This is a genomic window from Caproiciproducens sp., from assembly GCF_053840905.1.
The window spans coordinates 21,706-39,138 of record NZ_JBNLXQ010000005.1 but is presented as its reverse complement, the minus strand read 5'-3'; the positions used below and the strand labels follow the sequence as shown (position 1 = coordinate 39,138).

Below are 17,433 nucleotides of genomic sequence, written 5' to 3'. Positions count from 1 at the left end.
AGTTTTGATTTATAACAGGATAAAGCCTTTCAAGTTTGATTGGAGCACCATCGGCAGTAAATTTTCAGTCAATACTGCAATGATTACTTTTTCTGTCGATGAATCAGGTTAGTAATTCTATATTAAAGTCTTGCAGATACTCTACGAGTATCTTAACGCTGACTTCTCAATGAAGATAGTTCGATTTCCTCAATATCAAGCATATTCCTTGGAACCAGTTGGTAGAGATCGCACAGCTTCAAACGCATAAACGTTATCCTGTTTCATTAAACTCAAGTTGTTAAGAAGAATGACGAATAATCATTTCTGTGGGATAATATTGTACTTTATAAGGCTCATCATTCCCATCAATGCGGCTGCAGAGCAAAGAAACCGCTTCGTGGCAGATTTCGTACAACGGCTGCTTTACTGTTGTGATAGGTGTATATAAAAGTGATGAATATGACAGTTCATCAAAACAAATTACTGATATATTTTCTGGTACGCTTAATTCTTTATCTTTTATACACTTCATAACACCTAGAGATAAAAGCGCATTTACGGTGATAATTGCATCGGGTGTATCATGTTCCAATATCTTTTGAGTTATCTTGATACCACTTTCTACAGTAGGATTTGTTTCGATAATGTATTCATCATTATACTTTAAGTCACATTCTTTATATGCACGGATATATCCGCATATTCTGTCTTCTGATAAACGCAGAAGACGTTTTTCTGTTATAAAATATATTTTTCTCTTATTTTTTCGCAGAAGATACATTGTAGCATCATACATACCTTTTTCCAAGTCAGACATAATGCAGTCAGATTGAATTCCATTGTAGGCACTGGTAATAAAAACAAACGGAATCTGAAGTTCTTTCAAAGCATAAAGATGATGCAGATTGTCTTCTCCATCTCGGGATGGAACAATAATAAGCCCCCCTACATCTCTGGTAACCATATCCTCAATTGCTTTTATCTCTTTTTTTACGCTGTCGTTCGATATTCCCAGCAACAGGGAATAATCCGTATTATCGACTTCCTCCTGCACATAATGGATCAATTCACTGTAAAATGGATTTTCAATGTTTGTTACAACCAGTCCGATCGCAGAAGGCCTTTGCATAATAAGATTTCTTGCCGCCTGATTGGGTTTGTAATTTAATTTTTTTATTGCAAAAAGCACTTTATTTTTTGTTTCCGCACTAACTCCGGATCTGTTATTTATGACAAGGGATACGGTGGCAGGTGAAACATTGGCATACATTGCCACATCCTTTATCGTTATATTACTTTTCATATCCCAACCTACTTCATTTTTAAATTATTTTACTATTATTATATTGGATAATTATTACATTATCAATGCCGGGTTATATATTATTTTTAAGAATTGTAAAACAGATGAAACGACCTGTAATTGCTGAATAGAAAATAAGGATTAGCTGCAAGTAGGGTTGGCTCGTTTAGCCAACCCTACTATCCAAATTATATCACAATAAGAAATCAGCCTAATTTTTCCGCCGCTGTTTTGTCAAGAATGGAAACACCGGTATCGATATAGTCAGGGGTAACCTTTTCGCCATTCATGGCTTTCATAGCTGCCTGAATACCTTGGTAACCCATTTTGTCCGGATTTTGTGCCATGGTGCAAATCAATGATCCATCTTTAATAAGGCCGATAACAGCATTTGACTTGTCCATACCGGCTGCCACTACAGAGTCTCCGCTTTCCTTGTTTGCATTGCCAACACCAACTGTGGAACCTTCATTGGCCCCGAACAACGCAACCACTCCCTGCGTGATAAAGTTTGCTGCAATATCTTTGGATTTCGCAGCATCACCTTCGCCATATTGAGTAGCAAGAATTTTAAAATCCGTTCCTTCGAATGCAGACCGGAAACCTTCCTCACGATTAACAGTAGATGTGGTCGCTGCGTTAACACTAACAACGCCAATATTTCCTTTTGAAATTCCCTTTTCCTTTAGTACTTTCAAAACCTGCTCGCCGGCAATTTTTCCTGCTTCCACATTATTGGTGCCCAGTTTCTGAACACAAGGATAGTTTGCAAAAGAATCCACCTGCACGATCTTAACTCCAGCCGTATCGGCTTCTTTCAGAGCAGACGTCACTGCATCCGGGCCATTAGCGGCTATGAGTATTGCATTTGCTCCGCTAGCAACCGCATTGTTAACGCATTCAATCTGTTTCTGATCATCCTTTACATCCGGAGCAAGCCAGCTATAATCTATGTTTCCTAGTTCCTGCGCGGCCTTTTTGCAGCCCTTATCCATGTTTACCCAATGCTGATCCATAGAATCAATTGTAATAAGAACAATTTTTTTCTTGCCGCTGGAAGCATTGTTCGTTGCAGAGCCTGACGACTGTCCTCCGGATTCACCCGCCGCTGAAGACGCGGATGAAGATGAGGCCGAAGGGCTGCATGCTGCTAACGAACTGCCGATTATCCCGATTGATAACAAAACTGCCAATACTTTCCTCTTCATTTTAAAACCTCCTTGATTTTTATAATTAGGTCAAAGCTTTCGCTTTAACTAATTAACTGATTTCTTTTTACCTATTTTTCCAGATCTTACGATCACATCAAGCAATACGGAAACGATGACGATCAGTCCAATTACGATATTGCGGATTGCAACCGGAGCACCTGCGAACTGTAACCCATTCTGCAGAACGCTCCAGATTGACGAACCTACGATTGTGCCGACCAAAAGGCCCTGTCCGCCCAATGTACTGATCCCACCGATAACAGCAGCGGCAACCGCATACATTTCATACGAAGTACCCGCATCCATGGAACCCATACCGCTGGTAGCACATGTCATTAAGCCAACAATTCCTGCGCAAAGCGCGCTAACTATGTATGCAAAAGTCGTCGTTTTCAGTACGCTTATCCCTGACAGCTTCGCAGCTTCAATATTGCTGCCTACTGCGTAAATATGCCTACCGGTAGCTGTTTTCCCGAGAACAAAATTGAAAATTATCCAAATAAGCAGTGCAATCCATATTGCATTGTATATATTAAAAATCTTGCCGTAGTAAAAAAAATCCCGGAATGGCTGGGCATTACTTCCAATAGAATCCGTGTTATAATTGCCGTTTACAATTTGTGCCAAGCCTCTGGCTATGGACATTGTTCCTAAGGTTGCTATAAACGGCGGTAACTTGCACTGCGAAACCAAAAGTCCATTCAGCAGTCCAATTAGCAGACAGGCCAGCAGAGTAAGACCTACACTGGCCCACGAATTGATCCCATGAGTCATCATTGTTGCGGCAAACATACAGCTCATTCCGACAACGGAGCCCAGTGATAAATCAATATTGCCGGTTATAAGAACATAAGCCTGACCAATGCCAATTAAAAGAATAGGTGCAATCTGCCGTAACAGATTGCCTACATTTTTCCCTGAGAAAAATTGAGGGTTAATTACTCCAAATACCCCACATAATACAATCAAGCCAAATGTTACAGTTACTACCTGTCCAACCCCTCTGGCGGTAAATGCCTTTTTCAATCCCATGACTTCCAACTTTTTTTTCATTTTGTAATCTCCTTAAACTTCAAGATCAATAACCGATCTTCTTATCAAACATCGTGGCATAAGCCAATATTTGATCTTGCGTTGCTTCATCTGAACGAAGTTCTCCAGTTATCTTTCCGTCGCACATAACAAGAATTCTGTCGCTGATGCCCATGACTTCCGGCATTTCAGAGGAAACAAAAAGGACACCGATTCCCTTTCGTTTCAGCTGGTTCATTAAGTTATAAATTTCCACTTTTGCGGCAACGTCAATTCCTCTCGTAGGTTCGTCAAAAATTACAACACGTGAATTCCGCGCAAGCCATTTCGCAATAACAACCTTTTGTTGGTTTCCTCCGGATAAGCTTCCTGCATCAACTTCGGAATTTGCCAGTTTTATTGCCAGATTTTCCGTCATTTCTTCAGTCATTTGCTGCTCTTTTCTTTGGTTTACCATACCAAACTTGTTACATAGCATATCAAGGTTTGGCATTGCAATATTTTCCCGCACACTTAATCGTGTACAAAGTCCATCCTTTTTACGGTCTTCAGGTGCCAAAACAATCCCTAGCTTTATTGCATCTTTCGGATTACGGATTTTTACGTTTTGCCCATCCAGTAAAAATTCTCCTGATTCTCTTGGGTCAATTCCAAAGACAGCTCTGGTTGTTTCAGTACGTCCAGCGCCCATTAACCCAGCCATTCCAACAATTTCACCCGCGTAAACATCAAAGCTAACGTCACGAACCATTTTCCCTGCATTCAGGTGCTTTACTTCTAAAATTTTGTTTTTTCTTTCACAGGTCATCCTTGGAAATTTCTCTTTAATTTCATGACCAACCATATTGGAAATAATTTCATCCATAGAAAAATCGCTGAAATTTCCGTTTGTTATGTATTTGCCGTCGCGCATTATCGTAACCCGATCAACTATATATTGCAGCTCTTCCAAGCGATGAGAAATATAGACGATGCTATGACCTTCGTTTTTTAATTTCTTGATAATGACAAAAAGGTCTCCAATTTCTTTTGAGGTCAGCGCAGAAGTAGGTTCATCCATTATGAGAACTTTTGCGTTGGTGGAAAGGGCTTTGGCAATCTCTACCATTTGCTGTTTGGAAACAGGTAAATCTCCTACGATAGTTTCCGGATCAAGATTGATGTTTAACCGATCCAGAATTTTCTTGGATTCCAAATTCATCTGCTGGAAAGATACAATACCGTTCTTTTTCTTTTCTCTTCCAAGAAAGATATTTTCCGCAATACTAAGATGCTGGCACATGTTCAATTCCTGATGAATAATTGCGATGCCGAGTGATTGCGCTATTTTAGGATTCAATTCTCCAATATTCTGTCCAAAGATACTTATATCACCGTTATTACGGGAGTAAACTCCGCTCAATATTTTCATTAATGTTGATTTACCGGCACCATTTTCACCCAGAAGAGCCATAACCTCTCCAGCTTTAAGATTGAACGATACATCATCCAAAGCCTTTACTCCTGGAAAGATCTTGGTAATATGTTCCATCTCAACTATATATTCCTGCATTCGGTTATCTTCCTCCTTAATTACCTAAAATTCTTTCCAATCTTTTCTTACACTCAAGCATAGCCCGGCCTGTGTGATAGATTGCTTTCCACGGGTTGCCAATATTTGAAATCAGCGGCTTGCCATCATGCGTTAAAAGTTGCCTCCATTCTCCAATTTCCTCATTTATCATATAGGTTTTATCGAATTCCCATGTTTTAATAAATGCTTCACCATATTTTTCATCGCCCAGCCGTTCATAAACATCAAGGAAACCAATCAGCACTTCGCAGTTCTGCCACCATTCCTTATCTCTGACAAGCGGTGCACCTTCATGGGGTCCATCACGGAACACGCCGCCCAGTTCATGGTCAAAGCCGTATTTCAACGTATGATTTGCAATTTTCCTACTGAGTTCATCATATTTATGATATGGTTGCTTCAAAATCTCGCAAGCACGGTTTATCAACCAGACAAACTCAATGTTATGTCCATAAGAAGTCGTATCAGTCGGCTTTTCTATTACTTCCCCCGTTTCTCTTTCTGCATTCCAGGTCCTGCGAATGTTGCTTGCCGGCTTTCGGTTAAAATAAATATCAAATTGATTATAGCCGTAACCAATCTCACTATTAATCATCCGCTTAAGAAGAAGATTTATAATTTCTTCCAGTTTTCTCTTATGTATTTCCTGCTGTGAGCATTCATAAAGGGTCGTATAAGCCTCCATTGTATGCATATGTATATCGAGAGATTTCAAATCACCGGCAGCAAATCCCGCAGGTGACAGCGTCCAATCCCTTTCAAGATTTTCATAATAACCGCCATCTTCCGTATCTGTACAATATTTTTGGAGCAGATCAAAAGTTTTACTCGCATACTGTAAGCCAAGTTGATCACCTGTCACCAGTGTATACTCACTCAGTGCATATATAGCAAAGGTTTGTCCGTAAACGACTTTGCCACTGTCAAGCACACTGCCTTTGCGATTTGTTTTCCAACACCAGCCACCAAACTCTTCATCCCAAAAATGGTTAATAAAAAAAAGTACACCTTGTTTTGCAGCCTGCAAAAATTCCTCTTTCTTATATTCTCGGTACATAGCTGAGAAGCCCCATATCATTCTTGTCTGAGTAACAATATATTTATCAGTATCTTTTGTAGGATTACCATTTTCATCAAAATTTGTAAGGTAACCTCCATATTGCTTATCAATACCATTTTTCAGCCAAAACGGTATAATTCCATTTTCCAAGTTATCAGTAATTTCGATTAGACATTCATTCAGTTTCCGTTTCATGTTTACGGCTCCTTTAAAACGTTTTAATTTGTTTTTATTGGTTTATAGTTTATCATTCAAATTATTTATTTTCAATTGACAATATAGCCTTATTATATTAACAATTTTTATACATTATCACTATTTATTATTGATATAAGTTTTTAAAAATTTATTATTTCAAATTTATAGACTGCAATTATAAATATAAATCGTTTTAAAATATCAATTTACAATTTGCTATAATGCTTAACGCTATGGACAATTTGCGCTGATGCCATGCTTAATTGGATGATTTTTCATAAAATACACACTCGCCGTCGGTTAGATTCTCTGTTTATTTTAACTTTGGCAGATCAACTTTCCTTTAGTATATATACCAATTAATCTTCCTCCATTTCATTGTTGGCCTCCAGAATATCTATTGAACCGTTTGTTCTCTTAACATCCTGAATCGCTTTCGCACGAAGTTTATCATACTTATTTCGATCAATTTCAAAAACAGTCGCCAGCATACGCGTGAACATGTCGCTCTCAACAGCATTTCGGAAATTGCTTTTTGAAATTCTGGTAGCAAGATTACCAACAAGCCCTTCCATCTTTGCGCCAAAAACTCCACACAAATAATCCTGACTGATTTGTGAAGTCGTGTAAGCAAAATAAAAGTCTATTGCTTTTTCGATCACATCATTTCTCGATAGATTTGTACCTGGCAGCTTTATCATGCTATCAATTTTTAAATAGCTTTCCTTTTTTAAATAAATTAATGTTCTAAGCTTTTCAGAAGCATCTATGCTGTTATCTGCAAGTCTTTGAGAATTCACAACACTATCCATTAATTAAATCCCTCCTAAAAGTTAAAATGCTTGTAATCAGTTTAAATTTTTTGATTACAACGGAAAAATCGTTCTACGCCCAGCACCGCTGGGCGTTGCGTCAAGCATTGTAATCTTTGATTACAATGCTTTATCCTGCAAAGTTGCTCCGACAGTTTTCCTTGCACTGAAATCCCCTGGGGAGAATGCAAAAAAACGGCAATTTAGCCGCCGTAGGAACCGCCAGAGCCTAAATCAGAACCATCTGTGTCGGAATCCGGTTCCAATGAACCAGATTCCGACGGCCCTCCGGGGACAAAAGGAGAGGATTTTACCGCGCAATCGCGGGAGACGACAGCCGTCTTTTCGATGTACTTCCGAATCGCAGACGGTACATATCTTTTGTAAAAATTCTCTACTGAATTGCTCAATTCTGCACTTAGATCCAGACCCTTTTCATCCATGAACTGCTGCGCGGCGGCGAATCTGTGCGGGTCGATTTTGAGCTTTACGGTGATTGTCTTCATAATGAAATTACCTCGTCTTTCTTAATGAAAAATATGTTTGGCCAGCCGGCCGGGAGCGCCTAAAGCAGAGAAAAAATAACATATTTTATATCCCTGCTGGATACAAAAAGGCCACCGGATTTTCATTATCCGATGGCCTAAGTCTTAGAATAACTTTAGCTGTTCACCTTGCGGCTCTTGCTTTACTTTTTGTTTATGCGCTTTTTTGATCGCCTTTGCCTCCCTCCTTTTTGCTGCAGTTGATTTTTGAAAATCACTATCATGGATGATCTCAAAACCTTCTTTTGCATCAGCTAAATCTTGTTCCAGATCGCGTGTTTTACCTTTAGGAAGGGTGTATATTCTATCAGGCTTTCCTTTGTTATAATTGTCAATAAAATCCTTGTTGCTCATTAATCAAGTAGCCGCAGGGCTGTGAATTTCCTTTCGGCTTCATTCAGAATTACCTGATCTGTGATATTCAACTTATTTTTTAAGGTAAAAGAATTGGGATAACAATATTTGCTATCCCATTCATACTCATATTGATAATCATTCATGATACTCACCTACTCAGGTATTACGGTATATTGTTTAATAAGACGCTTAATCATTTCATCTGTAGAAGTTTCGCCATTCATGCATCTTCGGAGCATGTCTTTGTCACCTTCTGTTAAAGGCATTCCTTCTATAGCTAAAGTACCATTGATTTCACCTATAATTTTCTCTATACGATCCATTGGAAAGCCTCCTTTTATTAATTATATTATAGCACTTTCCGGCTCATTTATCAAAGAATTTCAGCAAAAAAAGAGTGCCTAAAGCAGAGAAAAAATAACAGTTTCTACTTTAGGAAACCCATCGGATCAACAGCTTTTCCGTTTACACGGATTTCAATGTGGCAGTGGTTCCCGGTAGAGTCTCCGTTACTTCCTACCATAGAAAAAAGGGTCCGCAGACGCGGGCCCTTTTTTCTATGGCAAAGCGATTGGTAAGCAGAAACAGACGGTGCAGGTCGGGAGAAACGGGAAGCCCTTTTGAAGATCTGAAAAACGGAGGGACTCGCGGAACGCGGGTACAGCGTGCCAACACCCGAATCCAGTCACCTCGACCACGCAAAAGTACGGTATAATTGCTAAAACAGACAATTATACCGTACTTTTTTGTTGTTTTTTTCTCTTTTTCTATTTCGCCAAGGACCGTCCGAAACCGCCTAATACCAGTTCGAGATTAAGCAATCGATAATATCCATGATTACGGCAATCACGCGGGCTTAAGAATCGAGTTCGATCTGCGCCCGTTTGTCATATTTTCCGAAATATGCGAATTCAAAAATGGTATCGCCGGATGTCTTCATAACGTGGTCTTCTTCGGCAATAACCAGTTCAGCGGTTCCCCGATATCTGATATACGACGGATCAAGGCCCATTTTATCAAGTTTTGCCGCGAGTTCCGCATTATCCTTACCATAAATGTTTTCGGGGGTCCTGACCTCGATCTCCTGCTGCCATTCGACTGTGTAATTCACTTTCTTTCCGTTGTTCTCATATACAAATTCAACGACTTTGGGGAAGTATTTTTTGGCCGGCTCCGACCAATACAATTCTTTGATCTTGCATTCGCCGTGCTCGGTCCCGTCGAAAATGACCTCGCCAGTCTTATCCATCACGCAAAAAACGGGAATATGCTTGAAACCGTATTTTTCGTTGGCGACAATGTCAAAGATGGCGGTCGTGTAGTCTCCCAGAGAGCCGCGTCCCCAGAACCAGTGGTGGATGATGCTCATGGAGTCGCTGTTATGGAACTGATGGTCGTGGTAGCCCGTCCCGTGAACTTCATGTGCTTTTCCATCATAGATGAGGGTGCCCGTTACCTCGCACCGCGGGAAGGTAAGCCAGGTGTATTCCTTGGCTTCGTCGTCGCCAAAAGCGATATATCCGGTCCCCGGGCGGAAGGGTTTTGTCAGGCCGTGAAGATGCAGCTCGCACCCAATGCCGTTTACAGGGCTGACTGAAATATCGCAGTCCGTCAGATCGCCAATGAAGCTGTGGGGCCCGTATTTGACGTAGCACTCGCCTTTGCGTGTCTCGCATTCCTCCACTGGCGGATAGAACGCATCATCAAAATGCCTCCCATCCGGCGCAGTGAGCTGGATGCGCAGATTGGGGCTGTCCACGGGCAGATGGCGCTTATCGCCGGTTTTGGTCATGAATACTACGACGGCCTTGGTTCCATCGTCCATAATAGAGTCAAAATACCAGTTTTCCATAGCCAGAGGAATTTCCGCGTCCCTCCGCCTGCCGTGTTCCCAGGGCTCTACAACCTTGGGATTTATGCCCAACCGTTCAAAATCTTCCGGTCTGTTTAAAAATCTTACCTTTTCCATGGTAAATAGGCCTCCTTAAAAATATTAAACACATATTGATTATTGCTCACGTGTAGATTATAATGTCATGAGACAGTAATTACAATAATCAGATTTTTGAAAAGTATTCATTATCTTTTGAAAGGGATATTCATGGAGAAAAAAACGGATCTGCGCGTTATTAAAACAGAAAAAGCAATCAAAAAAGCATTCCTTGAACTAATGCGGGAGGAAGGGTTTTCAAACGTAACTGTAAAAAAAATCATTGAACGCGCGGAAATAAACCGGGGCACATTCTATATTCATTATGCGGACAAATATGATTTGCTGAATAAGATGGAAGACGAACTGTTGTCGTCTCTGATAGAGATTACAAAAGCCGCGCCCAACGACGCATTCAAAGCAAGCCGTATCAGCTGGGAGGAAATAAAATCTTTTTTTTCCCTGTTCGTGAACTATGTATACGACAATGGCGAGCTTTTTACCTTATTGCAAAGCGACAAAGGGGACCCCGCTTTTGCCGTCAAGTTTAACGAGATGAGCAGAACAGTTTGGGAGCGGGAGCATTTTATTCAGCGATTATCCATCCCTCAAAATTACGCGTTAGCCGCCCTGATCAGTATGACAAACAGTTTAATTACGGAGTGGGTGAAAAGTGGATTTCGTGAAACGAAAAACGAATTCATGCAAATTGTGTTCAGAATTGTGAAAGGCATACCGATCAACATATTTGATAAGTATGACTCAAACGCCTAAATTGTGAAAAAACGCTTGACAAACGGGATCCGTTATGCTAATATTCCTAATGAAATTAGCTATTTCTATTAGGGAGTAAGAACATGGATTATCAAAATATGGCGGGAAGACTGTTAGACATATGGGCGAATATGCCTCAGGTGCAAGCGGAACGCCGGCTTTCAAAAATGATAGTCGGTGAAAATTTTGCGCTGAATTATTTAGCGTCCAACAATAATGAAGCTTATCCAAAGGACCTGAGTAAAAGCATGATGGTCAGCACCGCCCGGATCGCAGCAATATTAAAGCAGCTTGAAAGAGACGGGTTGATTACCAGAACCGCAGATGCGCAGGATAACCGTCAGGTCATCGTCAGGCTAACGGATGAAGGCGCTCATTTGATTGAAAAGGATCGGGCGGCACTGTTAGACGGTTTGACGAAAATGTTGGAATACCTCGGCCCCGAAGATGCCGAGGCATACATTAGGATTCGGAAAAAGCTTTTACAGATGGCTTTAGAGAAATAAAACAAAAACCTACGGCATAAGTCGTAGGTTAATTAAAACGATTATTGCTAACGAAATTAGTTTTTACTGTTAGTAAGCTGAACAATGGACAATGAAACTGCCGGAAGAATCCGGTATGAATTGTGGATGCATCATTTGTTGAGGAGGCATTCTTTATGCTGACAAAAACCGCTCATCTGCACGAATCGGGAGAAGATTACCTTGAAGCCGTTTTGATCCTTAGCAAAACGAAAGGGTCGGTACGACGTGTGGATTTGGCCGATTATTTCGGCTATACAAAGCCAAGCATTACCGTGGCAATTAATTCGTTGATTGGCGAAGGTCTTTTGGAGGCGGATAAAGAAGGCCTACTCCATTTGACGGAAAGCGGAACGGAAATAGCTGACAAAATCTATGAGCAGCATTGCTTTTTCAGACAAATGCTGATTAACGCCGGAATCGATCCCGCCATGGCGGATAAAGAAGCCTGTAAACTGGAGCATTGTCTGAGTCAAGAATCGTTTGATAAACTTTGCATGGCATATGGACAAGAGCATAATACCAGTGATTCCGGTACGCTGGTATTGGCGAAAGCGCCACAGAAAGAAGATGAGTTTTGATGTATCCGGATGCAATGCTCTCGTTTGTCTAATGGAATAGGTGCAACGCTGCTTATTTTTAGCGCTGTCGAACGGAAAAACGCCGGAGAGCTCTTTCCGGCGCGGGGTTGTCAGGTTTCCGTCCGATTCACCGCCCGCTCCAACCGCAGCAGCGCCCTTTGCAGGGTCGCCCGCGGGCAGGCGATATTGATCCGCTCAAAGCCCTTCCCCTCCGGTCCAAAAATGGACCCTCTGTCCAGCCACAGCTTCGCCCGATTCACAATCAAATCTTCCAGCTGCCCGTCGTCCAGACCGAGCCTGCAAAAATCGAGCCATACCAGATAAGTCCCCTCCGGTTCGATCATTTTGATCTGCGGCAGTTTTTCAGACAAAAAATTCCTGGTAAACGCAAGATTTTCAGCAAGGTACTGTTTGAGCTCCTCAAGCCACGGCCTGCCGTTTTCATAGGCCGCCTGACAGGCGGCAAGCCCCATTGTATTCAGCTCGGAACAGCCGGTCCGGTCGATCTCAAGCTGAAATTTTTTCCTGATCTCCCCGTTGGCGATCAAAATATTGGACACCTGCAGGCCCGCCAGGTTAAAGGTCTTGCTCGGCGCCGTGCAGGTGACGGTTCTCTCCAGGTATTCCGGTTTCAGATTTGCAAAAACGGAATGGCGGTGTCCCCCGAAAACGAAATCCGCATGGATTTCGTCGGATACAATATAGACCCCGTGCTTTACACAAATATCGCCTAAGCGGACCAGCTCTTCCTTTGTCCACACGCGGCCGACCGGATTGTGGGGGTTGCAAAGAATAAAAATTTTCACCTTGTTCCGAACGATTTCCTCTTCAAAATCCTCGAAATCGATCCGGTATTTTCCGTCGCGGTAAACGAGCGGATTATTCACCAGCTTCCGGCCGTTGTTCAGAACGGACTTGGAAAACGGGTAATACACCGGGCGCTGGATTAACACTGAGTCCCCTTCCTTCGACAAGGCCCGGACGGCCATACAGATTGCGAAAACAACGCCCGGCGTTTTTACAAGCCAGTCGCTCTGAAGCTTCCAACCGAAATATTTGTCATACCAGCTTTGCAGGGCGTCAAAATAGCCCGGTTTGCTTTCGGAATAACCGAAAATTCCATGCCCGGCGGTTTTCTGTAAAGCTTCGATAATAAAAGGAGACGTTTTAAAATCCATGTCGGCTACCCAAAGGGGCAAAACGTCCTCCGGTTTTCCGCTTTCGGCGGCGAAATCATATTTGAGGGAATTCGTACCCTTTCTCTCTATTACCTCATCAAACTGACTGCTCATTTCGATTCCTCCTGTGAAAATTCCGTTGTTTCTGACGGAAGCGTCCTTCTTTCCATCAGCATCTGAATTCATAAATAGCATACTAATTATATATGTTAATAATACAGGAAGCCGTTAAAAAAGTCAATCCTGAATAAAGCCCTGAAAAGGGCATTGCGAAAAATCCCCCTGACGCAGAATCAAAACTGCGGCAGGAGGATTTCTGATATGGCTTGAATATCCTTACTCTTTTGGGAAAGCAGGCCGGGCTGATACGATTATAAAGCTTTCGGCTGTCAGTCCATATGAGGAATAATTTTCTCAGTGTCCGAATGGGGACGGGGAATGACGTGGATGGAGACCACTTCGCCGACCATTTTGGCGGAAGCCGCTCCGGCGTCCGTCGCGGCCTTGACGGCCCCGACGTCTCCGCGTACCATCACCGTCACCAGCCCGGAACCGATCTTTTCGTAGCCGACCAGGGTGACGTTTGCCGCCTTGACCATGGCATCGGCCGCTTCAATTGCCGGTACGAGTCCATGTGTTTCGATCATACCCAGTGCATCAGAGTTCATGTGTAAACCTCCTTCATTGTAGCTTTAGTGTTGTTAAATATATGGATGAGTGGTTGACTGTGGTTCGGTGCCCAAAGCGCCGAGCAGCTTCAGGCCGACATCCCTGGCCGCCCTGACAGCCTGCCGTACGGCGCCGGAATCCCCCGTAAAGATCAGGATCACTTCGTTTGAGTAGCTGGTTCCGCCGTTGCCCGGAGAGCTGTAGCAGACCACGTCCACGTTCGCCGCCTTGACCGCCACATCCGCCAGAACCGTGCCGATCGCGGCGGGGCCCGCGCAGGTCATGCCGAACGCTTTCCCCACCGGGGACCCGAACGCCTTTTCCAGGCACTGGCTGGCTCTTGCCGAATATTGGAATTCCAGATGCCCGGCGTCGTTGCCGTAAACATCGCCGAAGTATTTCGGAAGGCTGGCCAGGGCGATCTCCACCGCTCTTCTCGCGTCCGAAACATCCTCCGCTCCGATATAGATCAAATCGCCGTGACCGGCCCCGCCCTTCGTATCCCGGGGCAGCTCGATCGTGATCACTTCCGTATTGGTTGCTTTGACGGCGTCATCCACCGCCATAATCTGCGGGCCTGCCCCCGTTCTCCCCCCGATAATCCCGATCGAACGGTATTTACCGAGCTTCATTACGTCGACAAGCATCGGGTCCACGCTGGCGATGACCAATCCGATCGTATCGCCCACGGCTGTGCCCACAAATTCCGTCACTCCCAGTGAACTGCAAGGTGTGCCGCTTTCCGCTGCTTTTTCCTCAGGTTTTATTTTCAGTTCGTCGGCAACCTGCTGCACTACCTTATTGATTAATTGCTGGTCCATTGCCTATCCTCCCATTACGATATAATATGATGACAAATATGAAATTTCCACAAGCAACAGATGGTATTCTGAAACGCCTCTGTTACAGAAGGAGGCAGTGTGAAAGCGCGACGGTTTTCCTGCCGCGTTTCACGGCGCACACAAACGCTTTCACATTGCCTGCTAAAGGATTGAGAAAGGATTTCAGCTGAAGGTCTGTTCCGTACGGCTGATGATATCGTCCTGGACCTCTTTTGCCAGCACCACAAAGTGTGCGCTGTATCCGGCGACACGCACCACCAGATCCCTGTAATCGTCGGGATTTTTCTGAGCGGCCAGCAGGGTCTCCCTGTCTACGACGTTGAACTGGATATGCTGGCCCTTATGGTCAAAATAGCTTCTGACAACGGAGGCGAAATTCTTTAGTCCCGTATCACCCGCAATGGCGGAGGGCAGGAATTTCATATTGTAAAGGCTTCCGTTGGAAACGAGCGTGTGGTCCAGCTTGGCAACGGAATTCGCCGCCGCCGTGGGGCCTTTGACGTCTTTGCCCGGTCTGGGGGAGCAGCCGTCCGCCAGGGGCTGCCTTGCGAGTCGGCCGTCCGGCATGGCTCCGACGTCCTTTCCGAACAGGACGTTTGCCGACACCGGATAAATTCCGGGCTGGAAGAGTCCGCCGCGCGGATTCCGGTACTTTTCGACCTCTTTGCAGTAGAGCAGCGCGCACTTGCGCGCGATCATATCGATCTCGTCAATGTCGTTTCCATAACCCGGCGTGCTGTCCATCAGCTTGCGGATATACTCGTAATCCTCTGCGGGGGGAGCCTGGATTTCCGACATTACCCGGTCTCTGAGAGAGGCCAGATCAATTCCGCAGTGGCATCCCGCCAGCTTTGTAAGAGCCTGGTACATCCTTCTGTCAATTTCTTCCTCCGTCAAAGAGGAGGCCGGCCGCGCGCAGCCGTCACCATGACCGAAGTTCGCGTCCATCGCTTCCTTCAGCTGGGCAACCGTAATGTTTTTATCCTCAAAGATATTTTTCTGCATCGCATAAATGGAGTCGCCGCAGTCGGCAACGCCGAATGCCTGCGGACCGGTAAAGTTGTAGACGGCTCCGCCTTCCTGCAGCGATTTGCCCCTGACGATACAATCGTCCACCAAAGCGGAAAGGAACGGCAAAGGACATCTTTCCGTATGCGCGACATCCACGCAGTTGTCCGACTCCGCCACATAATAGACAAAATACTCAATCTGTTTCTTAAATGCCGCGAACAGGTCGTCGGTAGATTTCCATTCGGTCGGGTCTCCCGTGACGGGCCCCAACTGCTTACCGCCGACTTTTCCGTTGTTGAGGGTGATTTCCAGTATTTTGGCGACATTGACGAAGGCGGCGTCATGCCAGCCGTCCGTCTTATGGGGACACTGCGGCTCCACACAGCCGATCAGGGCGTAATTGCGGGCGTCCTCCAGGGATACTCCCCTGTTTTCCAGGGCCGGGATGATGACCTCGTCATTGTACATGGCCGGCACGCCGAGCCCGAGGCGGGCAAGCTCGCAGGCACGATAAAGGAATTCGTCGGGAGTCCCCTGCCATACGCGGATCGAGAAGGAAGGCTGCGGCATTTTCACGGCGGCGCAGGCATCCATACAGAGGTAGGACAGCTCGTTGGAGGCGTCCATCCCGCCGGGGGTCTGCCCGCCGACGCAAAGGTTCTGGAACCCGCCGTAACCGGCGAACGCCTGCGCGGAAACCTCGTCGCGGATTTTGCTGACGTCGTTGAACTTGACCCACAGGCAGTGGATCAGCTCTTTCGCGAAATCCTCGGTAACCGATTGATCCGCGGCGTAATACGGATACATATACTGGTCGAAGCGCCCCGGGGAAACGGAATGGCCGCTCGACTCGATCTGGATCATCGCCTGAACAAACCAGAACGACTGACAGGCCTCGTAGAAATTGGTCGCGCCGCATTCCGGCACCCGCTCACAGTTGCGGGCGATCTGAAGAAGCTCCGTTTTCCTGACGGGATCGGATTCGGACGCGGCCAGCTCCTTTGCCTTCGCCGCATAGCGGTGGGCAAACGTGATCGCCGCGCAATATGTAATAATCAGGGCATGATAGAACTGCTGGGTTCTTACATAGTTGGGATCCAGCTTATCCAGCTTTTCCATGGCTTCGACCACTTCCGCAAGAATCCCCCGGAAGCCGATCTTCAGCACCTTGCCATAGTCGGCGTTCACGTGGCCGACTCCGCCGAAGAAGTAGTTTCCGACGGTATAGACGCCCGCCGCCATCGCGTCCTTTGCTTCCTGCGACATATAGGAAGAGGCCAGCTCGTTGACCGTTTTTCCCTTCCAATAGGCAAAAACGTCATGAAGCTCTTTTTTGGTCTGCCCGGAGATGATGAAAGGATCGGCCAGACGGCCGGTCATGGTATCGAATTCCTTTTCCACCCATTCACAGGAAAATTCGGGATAGATTCCCGCCGAACGCGGGTTCTTCGTCATGGAACCGACGATCAGTTCCCCGTCACGGATCGTCACGGGCAGCTCGTTGAAAATCTTCTCCACTGCCTTTGCCCGCCTCATGATGATGGGGAGCCCCTCCGTTTCCTGATAGGACTCGGTAATCAGAATCACGCGCTCGGATTCCACACAGGGCTTCGCATGAATGATCATGTCCTTCAGCCGTTCTACTCTGGCGGTCGGTTTGGAAAATCCTTTTTCTAACACGTTGTTGACCTCCCTTACAAAATAAAACACTTGTTTGTACACAAGACAACTTACCATCTATTATTATAGAGAATTCTGTACAGAACAGGGAGTGAAATCCAAACCATTAAGCGGTAAATTGCAAACCGGAAAAAAGGATACAGGAACAATTTTTATGGAAAATCCAGACAT

At 44.8% G+C, this 17,433-nt stretch carries 17 protein-coding genes; 3 read left to right on the top strand and 14 right to left on the bottom strand.

Annotation, left to right across the window (positions count from 1 at the left end; translation table 11 throughout):
- Positions 1–280: 280 nt before the first annotated feature.
- The 10 genes from ACQGQ5_RS06235 to ACQGQ5_RS06190 all read right to left on the bottom strand — a co-directional run bounded on the left by ACQGQ5_RS06235 (position 281) and on the right by ACQGQ5_RS06190 (position 10,042).
- Positions 281–1,285: a LacI family DNA-binding transcriptional regulator gene (locus ACQGQ5_RS06235; RefSeq protein ID WP_455735696.1), complete on the bottom strand. Its 1,005-nt coding sequence runs from the start codon at positions 1,283–1,285 to the stop codon at positions 281–283.
- A gap of 206 nt (positions 1,286–1,491) precedes the next feature.
- Complete coding sequence (locus ACQGQ5_RS06230) at positions 1,492–2,493, bottom strand: substrate-binding domain-containing protein (protein WP_455735695.1); 1,002 nt, start codon at positions 2,491–2,493, stop codon at positions 1,492–1,494.
- Positions 2,494–2,541: 48 nt separating this feature from the next.
- The gene (locus ACQGQ5_RS06225) at positions 2,542–3,549 is read right to left on the bottom strand and encodes an ABC transporter permease (protein ID WP_455735694.1); all 1,008 of its coding nucleotides are present in this window, start codon (positions 3,547–3,549) and stop codon (positions 2,542–2,544) included.
- A gap of 25 nt (positions 3,550–3,574) precedes the next feature.
- On the bottom strand, positions 3,575–5,080 hold the full coding sequence (locus tag ACQGQ5_RS06220) for a sugar ABC transporter ATP-binding protein (RefSeq protein ID WP_455735693.1): 1,506 nt from the start codon (positions 5,078–5,080) through the stop codon (positions 3,575–3,577).
- Between the two features lie 16 nt (positions 5,081–5,096).
- The gene (locus ACQGQ5_RS06215) at positions 5,097–6,356 is read right to left on the bottom strand and encodes an AGE family epimerase/isomerase (RefSeq protein ID WP_455735692.1); all 1,260 of its coding nucleotides are present in this window, start codon (positions 6,354–6,356) and stop codon (positions 5,097–5,099) included.
- 362 nt (positions 6,357–6,718) lie between these two features.
- Positions 6,719–7,171 carry a hypothetical protein gene (locus ACQGQ5_RS06210; protein WP_455735691.1) on the bottom strand — a complete coding sequence of 151 codons (453 nt, stop codon included), beginning with the start codon at positions 7,169–7,171 and terminating at the stop codon, positions 6,719–6,721.
- Positions 7,172–7,374: 203 nt separating this feature from the next.
- Positions 7,375–7,677: a hypothetical protein gene (locus ACQGQ5_RS06205; RefSeq protein WP_455735690.1), complete on the bottom strand. Its 303-nt coding sequence runs from the start codon at positions 7,675–7,677 to the stop codon at positions 7,375–7,377.
- Between the two features lie 144 nt (positions 7,678–7,821).
- Complete coding sequence (locus ACQGQ5_RS06200) at positions 7,822–8,070, bottom strand: hypothetical protein (protein WP_455735689.1); 249 nt, start codon at positions 8,068–8,070, stop codon at positions 7,822–7,824.
- Between the two features lie 155 nt (positions 8,071–8,225).
- Positions 8,226–8,396 carry an antitoxin VbhA family protein gene (locus ACQGQ5_RS06195; protein WP_455735688.1) on the bottom strand — a complete coding sequence of 57 codons (171 nt, stop codon included), beginning with the start codon at positions 8,394–8,396 and terminating at the stop codon, positions 8,226–8,228.
- Positions 8,397–8,929: 533 nt separating this feature from the next.
- Entirely contained in the window at positions 8,930–10,042 is a 1,113-nt protein-coding gene (locus tag ACQGQ5_RS06190) for a hypothetical protein (protein WP_455735687.1), read from the bottom strand.
- 132 nt (positions 10,043–10,174) lie between these two features.
- Here ACQGQ5_RS06190 and ACQGQ5_RS06185 point away from each other — a divergent pair, with 132 nt between their 5' ends.
- The 3 genes from ACQGQ5_RS06185 to ACQGQ5_RS06175 all read left to right on the top strand — a co-directional run bounded on the left by ACQGQ5_RS06185 (position 10,175) and on the right by ACQGQ5_RS06175 (position 11,882).
- Positions 10,175–10,777 (top strand): TetR/AcrR family transcriptional regulator, encoded by a 603-nt coding sequence (locus ACQGQ5_RS06185; protein WP_455735686.1) that lies wholly within the window; start codon positions 10,175–10,177, stop codon positions 10,775–10,777.
- Positions 10,778–10,860: 83 nt separating this feature from the next.
- Positions 10,861–11,283 (top strand): MarR family winged helix-turn-helix transcriptional regulator, encoded by a 423-nt coding sequence (locus ACQGQ5_RS06180; protein ID WP_455735685.1) that lies wholly within the window; start codon positions 10,861–10,863, stop codon positions 11,281–11,283.
- Between the two features lie 155 nt (positions 11,284–11,438).
- A complete protein-coding gene (locus ACQGQ5_RS06175; RefSeq protein ID WP_455735684.1) occupies positions 11,439–11,882 on the top strand; it encodes a metal-dependent transcriptional regulator in 444 nt (147 codons plus the stop codon).
- Positions 11,883–11,992: 110 nt separating this feature from the next.
- Here ACQGQ5_RS06175 and ACQGQ5_RS06170 read toward each other — a convergent pair whose 3' ends face one another.
- The 4 genes from ACQGQ5_RS06170 to ACQGQ5_RS06155 all read right to left on the bottom strand — a co-directional run bounded on the left by ACQGQ5_RS06170 (position 11,993) and on the right by ACQGQ5_RS06155 (position 17,262).
- On the bottom strand, positions 11,993–13,174 hold the full coding sequence (locus ACQGQ5_RS06170; RefSeq protein ID WP_455735683.1) for a MalY/PatB family protein: 1,182 nt from the start codon (positions 13,172–13,174) through the stop codon (positions 11,993–11,995).
- A gap of 275 nt (positions 13,175–13,449) precedes the next feature.
- Positions 13,450–13,728 carry a BMC domain-containing protein gene (locus ACQGQ5_RS06165; RefSeq protein ID WP_141825982.1) on the bottom strand — a complete coding sequence of 93 codons (279 nt, stop codon included), beginning with the start codon at positions 13,726–13,728 and terminating at the stop codon, positions 13,450–13,452.
- A 33-nt stretch (positions 13,729–13,761) separates the two neighbouring features.
- Positions 13,762–14,550, bottom strand: a complete 789-nt coding sequence (gene pduB, locus ACQGQ5_RS06160) for a propanediol utilization microcompartment protein PduB (protein WP_455735682.1) — start codon at positions 14,548–14,550, stop codon at positions 13,762–13,764.
- 183 nt (positions 14,551–14,733) lie between these two features.
- Positions 14,734–17,262: a glycyl radical protein gene (locus ACQGQ5_RS06155; protein ID WP_455735681.1), complete on the bottom strand. Its 2,529-nt coding sequence runs from the start codon at positions 17,260–17,262 to the stop codon at positions 14,734–14,736.
- Between the last annotated feature and the right edge of the window lie 171 nt (positions 17,263–17,433).

Bases quoted from the DNA above. Each gene is read 5' to 3' on its own strand.
- ACQGQ5_RS06235 (WP_455735696.1), bottom strand. From the start codon at position 1,285: ATGAAAAGTAATATAACGATAAAGGATGTGGCAATGTATGCCAATGTT.
- ACQGQ5_RS06230 (WP_455735695.1), bottom strand. From the start codon at position 2,493: ATGAAGAGGAAAGTATTGGCAGTTTTGTTATCAATCGGGATAATCGGC.
- ACQGQ5_RS06225 (WP_455735694.1), bottom strand. From the start codon at position 3,549: ATGAAAAAAAAGTTGGAAGTCATGGGATTGAAAAAGGCATTTACCGCC.
- ACQGQ5_RS06220 (WP_455735693.1), bottom strand. From the start codon at position 5,080: ATGCAGGAATATATAGTTGAGATGGAACATATTACCAAGATCTTTCCA.
- ACQGQ5_RS06215 (WP_455735692.1), bottom strand. From the start codon at position 6,356: ATGAAACGGAAACTGAATGAATGTCTAATCGAAATTACTGATAACTTG.
- ACQGQ5_RS06210 (WP_455735691.1), bottom strand. From the start codon at position 7,171: ATGGATAGTGTTGTGAATTCTCAAAGACTTGCAGATAACAGCATAGAT.
- ACQGQ5_RS06205 (WP_455735690.1), bottom strand. From the start codon at position 7,677: ATGAAGACAATCACCGTAAAGCTCAAAATCGACCCGCACAGATTCGCC.
- ACQGQ5_RS06200 (WP_455735689.1), bottom strand. From the start codon at position 8,070: ATGAGCAACAAGGATTTTATTGACAATTATAACAAAGGAAAGCCTGAT.
- ACQGQ5_RS06195 (WP_455735688.1), bottom strand. From the start codon at position 8,396: ATGGATCGTATAGAGAAAATTATAGGTGAAATCAATGGTACTTTAGCT.
- ACQGQ5_RS06190 (WP_455735687.1), bottom strand. From the start codon at position 10,042: ATGGAAAAGGTAAGATTTTTAAACAGACCGGAAGATTTTGAACGGTTG.
- ACQGQ5_RS06185 (WP_455735686.1), top strand. From the start codon at position 10,175: ATGGAGAAAAAAACGGATCTGCGCGTTATTAAAACAGAAAAAGCAATC.
- ACQGQ5_RS06180 (WP_455735685.1), top strand. From the start codon at position 10,861: ATGGATTATCAAAATATGGCGGGAAGACTGTTAGACATATGGGCGAAT.
- ACQGQ5_RS06175 (WP_455735684.1), top strand. From the start codon at position 11,439: ATGCTGACAAAAACCGCTCATCTGCACGAATCGGGAGAAGATTACCTT.
- ACQGQ5_RS06170 (WP_455735683.1), bottom strand. From the start codon at position 13,174: ATGAGCAGTCAGTTTGATGAGGTAATAGAGAGAAAGGGTACGAATTCC.
- ACQGQ5_RS06165 (WP_141825982.1), bottom strand. From the start codon at position 13,728: ATGAACTCTGATGCACTGGGTATGATCGAAACACATGGACTCGTACCG.
- pduB (WP_455735682.1), bottom strand. From the start codon at position 14,550: ATGGACCAGCAATTAATCAATAAGGTAGTGCAGCAGGTTGCCGACGAA.